The sequence below is a fragment of the Promineifilum sp. (SeqCode) genome (assembly GCF_041918635.1).
Classification (GTDB): Bacteria; Chloroflexota; Anaerolineae; order Promineifilales; family Promineifilaceae; genus Promineifilum.
This window is the reverse complement of record NZ_JAYRVJ010000178.1, coordinates 1-8,234: the sequence shown is the minus strand read 5'-3', so window position 1 is coordinate 8,234 and position 8,234 is coordinate 1. Positions and strand designations below refer to the sequence as shown.

The window sequence follows — 8,234 nt, the reverse complement described above, 5'->3', positions numbered from 1 at the left end:
GACAGCTGACCTCATCGTGCAGCCGACCCGCCCGGAGCTAGATATCCCCGGCAACCCGCCCGTCGTCTTTTCCGCGCTGCCCACGACCGAGGCCAAGGAGTGGGAGCCGCAGTTTGCCGCCGCGGGCTACGCCGTGGTCACGAACACCTCCGTCTTCCGCATGGCCCCCTATGTGCCGCTGCTCATCCCGGAGGTCAACCCCGATCACACCTGTCTCATCCCCACCCAGCAGGCGGAACACCACTGGCCCGGCTTCATCGTCGCCAGCCCTAACTGTTCGACCACCAGCGCCATCCTGCCGCTGAAGGTCTTGCAGGAGGCGTTCGGCGTCGAGGCGGCCATCATCACGACGCTACAGGCCATCTCCGGCGCGGGCTATCCCGGCGTGTCCTCGATGGATATCTATGACAACGTCGTGCCCTACATCGGCGGCGAAGACGAAAAGCTGGAGAACGAGCCGAAAAAGCTGCTGGGCGACGTGCGCGACGGCCGGATGATCCTGGCCGACATCGCGGTCAGCGCCCAGGCCAACCGCGTGCCGGTCATCGACGGCCATCTGGCGAGCGTCTCGGTCAAGCTGAGCCGCCAGGCCACGGCGGCTGAAGCCATCGACGCGCTGCGCGCCTGGCAGCCGCCGGCCGTCTGCGCTCAACTGCCCTCGACGCCGTCGGAACTGCTCATCTATCGCGACGAACCTGACCGGCCCCAGCCGCGCCGCGACCGGGACGCGGGCGACGGGCTGGCCTGGACGGTGGGCAAAGTGCGCGAGTGCCCGGTACTTGACGTGCGCTACATGGCCCTGACCCACAACACCCTGCGCGGCGCGGCCAGCGGGGCGCTGCTGAACGCCGAGCTACTCGCGGTGCAGGGGTATATCGGTGATGGATACGTTCGGTAGCGGGTGGCATGGGAGCAGGGGTGCGGGGGAGCAAGGAAGCAGGGGAGAACAGAATCCGCGGCCCCAGGGGCGGGTTCTGACAGGTGGCAGGTTCGGAGTGCGTATCCTCAGATGCGCGCGGGCGAGTGTGGGCGGAGCCGGCACCTGAGATAGCCGGCCTGCCCCGATAGGAGCGAAACAAATGACCGACGTATCCGCTATCAGCCTATTGACAACCGTAGTGACGTTCGCCTTCGCCGGACTGATCGTCGGCGGCATGGTGCTCTATTTGGCGCTGGCAAGCCGCAAGAATAGGGACTAGGGGTTAGGGGCTAGGGAAGAAAGGTTCCAGGGGAGGAGCGCTCTTCCCCTAGCCCCTCTCTTACGGCGCTACCGTCAGCGAATTCGGAATATAGCTCGGCACGACCTGCACCCAGCTCTGGCCGATTTGGAGCGGGAACGGGTTACCCTGGGCGTCGGTGAAGGTCAGTTGATCGTTGCGGCCGTCGCGATGCCACGTCACGTCGTAGCGCTGGCCGTCGCGGAAGACCACCGCCGGGCCGGAACCCCACAACTGAATCTCGATCGACAGCGCCGCGCAGACGCCGTTGGTGATCTGCTCGCAGATGTCGGGATCGTTGACGTGGAAGGGGTTCAGATAGATGACGTTTGAGACGGTCACCTGCTCTTCGGTGTTGGCGTCGAGGTGCTCCTCGAAGTCCATCCAGCGGCGATACTGGCCGATCGCTTCATCGTAGACCCACTCGATCTCTTCCGTCTTATAGCTGATGTTGATCGTGCCGGCCGGCGAGCCGCCCGCTGGCGGCTCCTCGGTGAAGGCGTTGAAGGTGTTGAAGTGCGGCGCGGTGTTCAACCCCTTGGCCTCCACGGCCGCCCAGAGATCGGCCATGCGGATGTAGAGCGTGTGCTCAAACGCCTTGGTCGTGTCGCCGGTGCGGTAAAAGCCCGGCTCGCTGGCCCGCAACAGGCGGTCGGCGAAGTCGGAGGCGTTCAGCTTGCGGTTGACGCCGACGCTGGCCCCGGAGAAGGCCAGCATGGCATCGTACATGGCCGGCAGTTCTACGTCGATCAGGCGGGCGCTGCGGACGGGGCCGACGTTGGGCGGCACGGTGTCATAGAAAATGGCCGTAAAGCGCGTTACCGCTCCCTCCGTCCAGTGCTCGAAGATGATGTCGGCGTCGTTCAGGCCGGCCTGCGGGCGCGTGTAATCGGCCGGCGCGTTCGCCAGCTTGACGGCGATGGGCCGGCGCTCGAGCACGGTCGGGTCGTCCACCTCCTCGCCGGTCAGCGGGTTGCGGCCGGCGAATGCCTCAGCGTTGTTAGCCAGCACGACGGTGTCGGGCGCGGGCGTCACTTCGGGCGTCGGCGGCGCGAGCGTCACCTCGGGCGTGACGACGACGGCCGGCGGCAGTGTCGGAGTCGCGGCCGTCGTCGCTGTGGGCGGGACGGGCGTGATGGTCGCCTCGACCTCGGCCTGGGCCGTAGCCAGCGCGCCGGTGGGCGGCGCGGGTACGTCGCCCGGCTGGGCGCCGCTCCCGCCACAGGCGACGGCGAATAGGGCTACGATGACGAGCAGCAGTGCAAAGCGTTTCGACAGCATGATATTCCTACCGATGATTCAAGTCTAAGCCGGCAGCCGCGCGACCAGCGCGCCCGCGGGCCATCTCGAATTGTACGTCAATTGGGCATAGAAGGCGTTACGATTGTCCGACTGGTTGCCTACCGCTCACCGCCGCCAACCAGCGCTCCATCTCCCCCGGCCGCCGGAAGCGCCAGACGCGCAGGTGGGCGTATTCCGGCTTGTCCAGTTCGGCCAGGTATTCGCGTCGCCGCCGGTAGTGGGTCTGGAGTACAAAGAGGAAGAGGGAATCGCGGCTGGCGAATTGTGCCCGGAACCGCTCACGGTTGCCGCCCCACAACTCCTCTTGAGTGAAGACGCGGCGGACAGTGCGTCGCAGCAGCCGCCACAAGACGAGCGGCAGCGGGTAGTCGAGCCAGACGAGCGTATCCGCCCGGCTCCAGACGATGTCGCGCACCTTGCTGTAGTTCCCGGCCACGATCCAGCAATCGCCGACCAGCGCAGCCGACATCCGCTCGCGCAAAACAGGCACGAGCGCGGGCGTCCAGTCCGGCCCCCAGTTCAACGCGTCGATATCGACGAAGGGGCAGCTCAACCGCGCCGCCAGCCGCTCGCCGAGCGTGCTCTTGCCGGAGCCGGTTGTGCCGATGATGGCGACGCGGCTGATCATGGCGCGTCGGGCGCTTCCTCCAGCGGCAACCGGACGGCCAGCGTCGCGCCCGATCCGCTCGCCTCGGCCGCCACCCGACCGCCGTGCCCCTCGACGATGGCCTTGACCATCGCCAGGCCGAGACCGCTGCCGGGGTAGCCGGCGGCGTTGCCGCCGCGGTGGAAGCGCTCGAACACGTGGGGCGCGTCGGCGGCGGGGATGCCGATGCCCGTGTCGGTCACGGTGAGCGCGGCCCACTCACTATCCGCGCGCATCCCAACCCGCACCGCCCCACCCGGCGGCGTGAACTTGAGCGCGTTGTCGAGCAGGTTGCCGATGGCCTGACCCAACTGGCGCGCGTCGCCGATGACGTGCAGCGGCCCGGCCGGCAGTTCCAGCACGAAGCGCACCCCACCCTGTTCGGCGCGCGAGGCGTAGGGTTCGCTGGTCGCCCGCAACAAGTCGCCCAGGTCGAGCGGCGCACGTGCCCGCTCGGCCGCGTCCGTCTCCAGCCGAGAGAGGGCCAGTAGCCCCGTCGTTAGCGTCTCCAGCCGCAGCGTCTGCTCCCGCGCCCGCGCCAGTCGCGCCCCCTGAGCGTCGCCGGCCGACGCGGCCAGCAGTTCCAGGTCGGAGCGAAGGGCGGTCAGCGGCGTGTGCAACTCGTGGGCGGCGTCGGCAACGAAGCGCTGCAAGGCGTCCACCGTCTCCTCGACCCGCCCGGCCATGCGGTTGAACGACTCGGTCAGGACGGCGATCTCGTCTTGCCCGACGACCTCGGCCCGGACGGCCAGATCGCCTCCGGCCATGCGACGGGTGGCGTCGGTCAGGGCGAGGATCGGCCGGGTGATGCGCCGGCTGGCCGCCCAACCGACCAGCGCGGCCAGCAGCACAGCCACCGCCCCGGCAATGGCCCAACCGCGGGCTACGCTGCGCAGGATGTCGCGCCCATAGGCCGGGCCATCCAGCAGTTCGACGTAGCCCAGCGTCTCGCCCGCCAGGTCGAGGATGGGTCGCCGCACCACCAGATTCGAGCGCTCCCCGGTCGAAGAGAGCGCCGGGTTCAGGCCGAAGCCGAACAGCGTGCCGATGGTCGGCAGCCGGGAGGCGGGGGGCGCGTCGCCGCCCTGTGTCGTCACCACCTCGTCCAGGTTGCGGCTGAACGTCGCGTCCTCGACGATGATGGTGGAGGAGTAACTGCTGGTCGCGCCGCTCTCGCCCTGCTCGATGGACTGGCTGAAGGATTGGGCCACGTCGCCGACCGTCACGTCGATAGCGATGCGCGTGGAGCCGTCGGTCGTCGCCGGGTCGCCCGAGTCGGCGTAGACCGTCGCGCCGGCCGGGCCGGTCACGCGGACGCGGGTCTGAGTCAGGAAAGCCAGTCCGGCGATCTGCGCCTGGAGCCAGCCGGTCGGAGCGATGTTGTCGGCCATCGGCCCGGCGATCTCCTCGGCGATGACGTCGGCGTTGGCGATGAGATAGTCCAGTTCCCGCTGGCGGTAGACGCCGCGCAGGGTGATGAGCAAGACGGCCCCCAGCGCCAGCACCGCCAGCAGGGCAATGAAGGCGTAGGTCAGGGGCAGACGCCAGCGCAGGGACATGGGGATCATGGGGCGGAGTATAGCAGACCGGCCGCCCGGCCCGCCATACTCCGCACGCGAACTAGAAGCCGGGCAGCGGGCCGAAGACGACGACCGTGGCGATGATCCGGTCGCCGCGCCGTTCGCCCCAGACCTGCATCTCCATCTGCGGCTCGATGGCGTCGGCCGAATCCGCCGGCCGGACGACCTGCTGCAAGTCGCGCTCGCCGCTCTCGGTGGGCATGCCGGCCTGAAAATCGGTCACGTCGCGGTAGAGCGCCGTGTCCGGCCCGATCACGACTTCCACCTGCGGCCCGTCGGTGCGCGGGACGACGGAGCGGGACTCCTGGCCGGTGTTCGGGTCCACCTGGACTTCGACGGCCACGTCAATGTTGCCCGTGCCCAGCATGACGCTGTTGTCCTGGCGGCTGACGACGATGCCGCTGGCCGCCGACGGCTCGTCCGGCAGTTCTGGCGCGGGCAGGAAGTTGGTGCGCACCGACACCGGGCCGCTGCCGTTGTCGATCACCGACTGCATGACCCGCCCCTCGCCCGCCCCGGCGGTCGTCGCGCCCTCGTCGGCCAGCAGCTGGATGGCAGTATAGGCCCCCGCGGCCAGGATGGCGGCCACGGCGATAACGGCGACGACGCCGACGGCCAGGATGATTCGCGTGTTTCGTTTCATGGTATAACCTCCAGAAAAGTGTGCTCAAACTACCTGTCACTCATAGCGCAGCGCCTCGATGGGATCGAGACGCGCGGCGCGCACGGCCGGGTAAAGCCCGAACACCAGCCCGGTCAGCAGCGCCACGACAAAAGCCAGCGGGATGCTGTCCGGCGAGAGCAAGGCCACGCCGCGATTCAGCCCGGCGGCCAGCGGGATCGCCAGCACGCCCGCGGCGATACCCATCAGCCCGCCGAGACCGCTGATGAGCACCGCCTCGGCCAGGAATTGGGCGATCACGTTCTCCCGCGTCGCGCCGATAGCCAGACGGATGCCGATCTCGCGCGTGCGCTCGGTCACGCTCACCAGCATGACGTTCATGATGCCGATGCCGCCCACGACCAGCGAGACGACGGCCATTGCCGCCAGCAGGAAGGCGAAGGTGCGCGCCGCCTCCTGTTGCGCGCCCAGGATGTCCTGCCGCGTTGTCAGTTGGAAGTCATCCTGGTAGTCGCCCGCCTCGTCCTTGTCGATGCCGTGCCGTTGTCGCAGAAAGGCGCGAATCTGCTCCTTGGCCTCAGCCATGCGCGCCTCGTCAGTCACCCGCGCCGTCACCGCCACGGACGGCTCGCGGTCGTAGAGGTTGCGAATGGCCGTGCTGATGGGCAGGTAGAAGGCGTCGTTGGGGCGGCTGCGGCCGGCCAGCAGCGGATCGATGACCTCCAGTTCGACCAGCACGCCAATGACCGCGCAGCGCCGCCGGTTGACCCACACCACCTCTTCCAGCGGGTCGCGGTCGCCGAACAGGTCGTGGGCCGTCTGCTGGCCCAGCACGCAGACGTCGGCCCCGGCCAGCACTTCGGCCGGCGTGAAGAAGCGGCCCCGCGCCAGCAGCGCCCCGGCCGAGAGCGGCGCACCGTCCGGCCAGCCCACCGGCTGCACTTCGCCCCCGGCGGCCAGGTCGGCCAGCGCCGTGGCCGTCGCGCCGAAAACGGCCAGGTCCAGCACGCCGCGGCCGTAGCGCACCTTGCCTTCCCCACCGATGGACATGGCGACGCTTGCCACCAGCGGCAGTTCGGTCAGGCGCAACCCATCCTCATAGGAGAGAATCTGGCCGACGGGCAGCAGTTCGCCCTCCTCCAGCTTCTCCTTCACGGCGATCTGGACGACGTCCGAACCGAGAAAGCGGAAATTGGCGTCCACGGCGGCCCGCGCGCCGTTGCCCAGCGCGAGCATGATGATGACCGAGGCCACGCCGATGACGATGCCCAGCGTGGTCAGCGCCGCCCGCAGCTTGTTGCCGCCAATGCCCTGGAGGGCGGTCAGCACGGTGTCGAGCGGGTTCATCGGGCGGCCTCCTCAGGCGCGCCGCTCTCCCGCAAGTGACCGTCGAACAGGGTCAGCAGCCGGCTGGCGCGGGCGGCCACCTGGGCATCGTGGGTGACCAGGATGATGGTGCGCCCCTCGTCCCGGTTGAGCGCCGCCAGCAGGTCGAGGATGTCGGCCCCCGTGCGGCTGTCGAGGTTCCCGGTCGGCTCGTCGGCCAGGATGATAGCCGGCGCCGCAACCAGGGCGCGGGCGATGGCGACGCGCTGCCGCTGGCCACCCGATAGCTCCGACGGGCGGTGCGCCAGCCGGTCGGCCAGACCGACGCGCGCCAGGGCTTCGCCCGCCCGCCGGGTCGCGTCGCGCCGCGCGCCGCCGTAGCGCAGGGGCAGGGCGACGTTCTGCAGCGCCGTCTGTCGCGCCAGCAGGTTGAAGGTCTGGAAGACGAAGCCGATCTGCCGGTTGCGGATGGCGGCGCGCTCGCGCCCGCTCAGTCCGGTCACGTCGCGCCCTTGTAGCCAATACCGGCCGCCGCTGGGCGTGTCCAGGCAGCCGAGCAGGTGCATCAGCGTTGACTTGCCGCTGCCCGACGGCCCCATCAGGGCGATCATCTCGCCGGCCTCGACGGTGAAGCTGACGCCGCGCAGGGCGGCTATCTCGCCCCCGCCCAGACGGTACGTCCGTGTCAGCCCCTCGACGGCGATGACCGGGGCAGTATCCTGGGCCGCGTTCATTCGGCCACCACCTCATCCCCCTCCGCCAGGCCGGAGATTACCTCGGTGTACACGTCGCCGCGCAGGCCGACCTCGACCGCGCGCAATTCACGCCGCCCGGCCACCCACACGTCAACCGTGGCCGTCGCCTCGCCGCCGCGCACCAGGGCGCGCGGCAGGCGTAACGCATCGGCGCGGCGCTCGATGATGATCGAGGCGTCCACGGTCATGCCGGGCAGGATGCCGGCCGGCAGAGCGCCCTCCAGGCTCAGGTAAACGGTGTAGAGCGGGCGCTCCTCGCCGGCGATCCGGCGCGGTACGATGCGATCCACTCGCCCCCGCACGGCAGCGTCGGGCTGGGCGTCGAAGAACAACTCCGCCATCTGCCCCGTCCGCACGAGCGGCAGGTCTTCCTCGATGACCGTCGTCTGCGCCTCTACGGCTGTCGGGTCGGACAGCAGCAGAAGCGTCTGGCCCGCGCCGACCATCTCGCCCGTACGGGCGGCCGTCTCCAGCACCACCCCATCGAACGGGGCGAGCAGCGCCGTCGCCGCCAGCGCGGCTTCGGCCTCGCGCACAGTCAGACTCAGCAGCGGGTCCACGCCGCGCGCCTGTTGGTAGGCCAGTTCGGCCTCGGCGCGGCTCAGGTCAGTCTGGCGCGCGGCGACCTCTTCGCCGGCAGCCCATTGGCGGTTGCGCGCCGCCGCCAATTCCGCCTCGGCGACCTCGCGCTGGCGCTGCGCGGCGACGTACTCCAGGCGATACCCCTCCACCACGTCGGCCGGCTCCCAGGGACGATCGAGCGCCTTGTTGTACTCGTTCAGGGCG

At 69.5% G+C, this 8,234-nt stretch carries 8 protein-coding genes; 1 reads left to right on the top strand and 7 read right to left on the bottom strand.

The features are described from left to right. Window positions 1–898 (top strand): aspartate-semialdehyde dehydrogenase (gene asd, locus ACE3UY_RS06070; protein ID WP_374686654.1); only part of this gene is annotated, 898 nt, incomplete at its 5' end. Window positions 899–1,259: 361 nt separating this feature from the next. Here asd and ACE3UY_RS06065 read toward each other — a convergent pair. From ACE3UY_RS06065 to ACE3UY_RS06035, 7 genes are all read right to left on the bottom strand, one after another. Then, complete coding sequence (locus ACE3UY_RS06065) at window positions 1,260–2,498, bottom strand: DUF3048 domain-containing protein (protein WP_374686653.1); 1,239 nt, start codon at window positions 2,496–2,498, stop codon at window positions 1,260–1,262. 97 nt (window positions 2,499–2,595) lie between these two features. Continuing rightward, complete coding sequence (locus ACE3UY_RS06060) at window positions 2,596–3,147, bottom strand: shikimate kinase (protein ID WP_374686652.1); 552 nt, start codon at window positions 3,145–3,147, stop codon at window positions 2,596–2,598. Continuing rightward, window positions 3,144–4,733 carry a sensor histidine kinase gene (locus ACE3UY_RS06055; protein WP_374686651.1) on the bottom strand — a complete coding sequence of 530 codons (1,590 nt, stop codon included), beginning with the start codon at window positions 4,731–4,733 and terminating at the stop codon, window positions 3,144–3,146. The genes ACE3UY_RS06060 and ACE3UY_RS06055 overlap by 4 nt, the downstream gene beginning before the upstream one ends. Before the next feature lie 52 nt (window positions 4,734–4,785). Next, on the bottom strand, window positions 4,786–5,388 hold the full coding sequence (locus tag ACE3UY_RS06050; RefSeq protein WP_374686650.1) for a hypothetical protein: 603 nt from the start codon (window positions 5,386–5,388) through the stop codon (window positions 4,786–4,788). 36 nt (window positions 5,389–5,424) lie between these two features. Next, on the bottom strand, window positions 5,425–6,714 hold the full coding sequence (locus ACE3UY_RS06045) for an ABC transporter permease (RefSeq protein ID WP_374686649.1): 1,290 nt from the start codon (window positions 6,712–6,714) through the stop codon (window positions 5,425–5,427). After that, complete coding sequence (locus ACE3UY_RS06040) at window positions 6,711–7,427, bottom strand: ABC transporter ATP-binding protein (RefSeq protein WP_374686648.1); 717 nt, start codon at window positions 7,425–7,427, stop codon at window positions 6,711–6,713. Before ACE3UY_RS06040 ends, ACE3UY_RS06045 begins: the two co-directional genes overlap by 4 nt. Further along, a partial coding sequence (locus ACE3UY_RS06035; protein ID WP_374686647.1) for an efflux RND transporter periplasmic adaptor subunit occupies window positions 7,424–8,234 on the bottom strand: 811 nt, incomplete at its 5' end. The genes ACE3UY_RS06035 and ACE3UY_RS06040, both read right to left, overlap by 4 nt.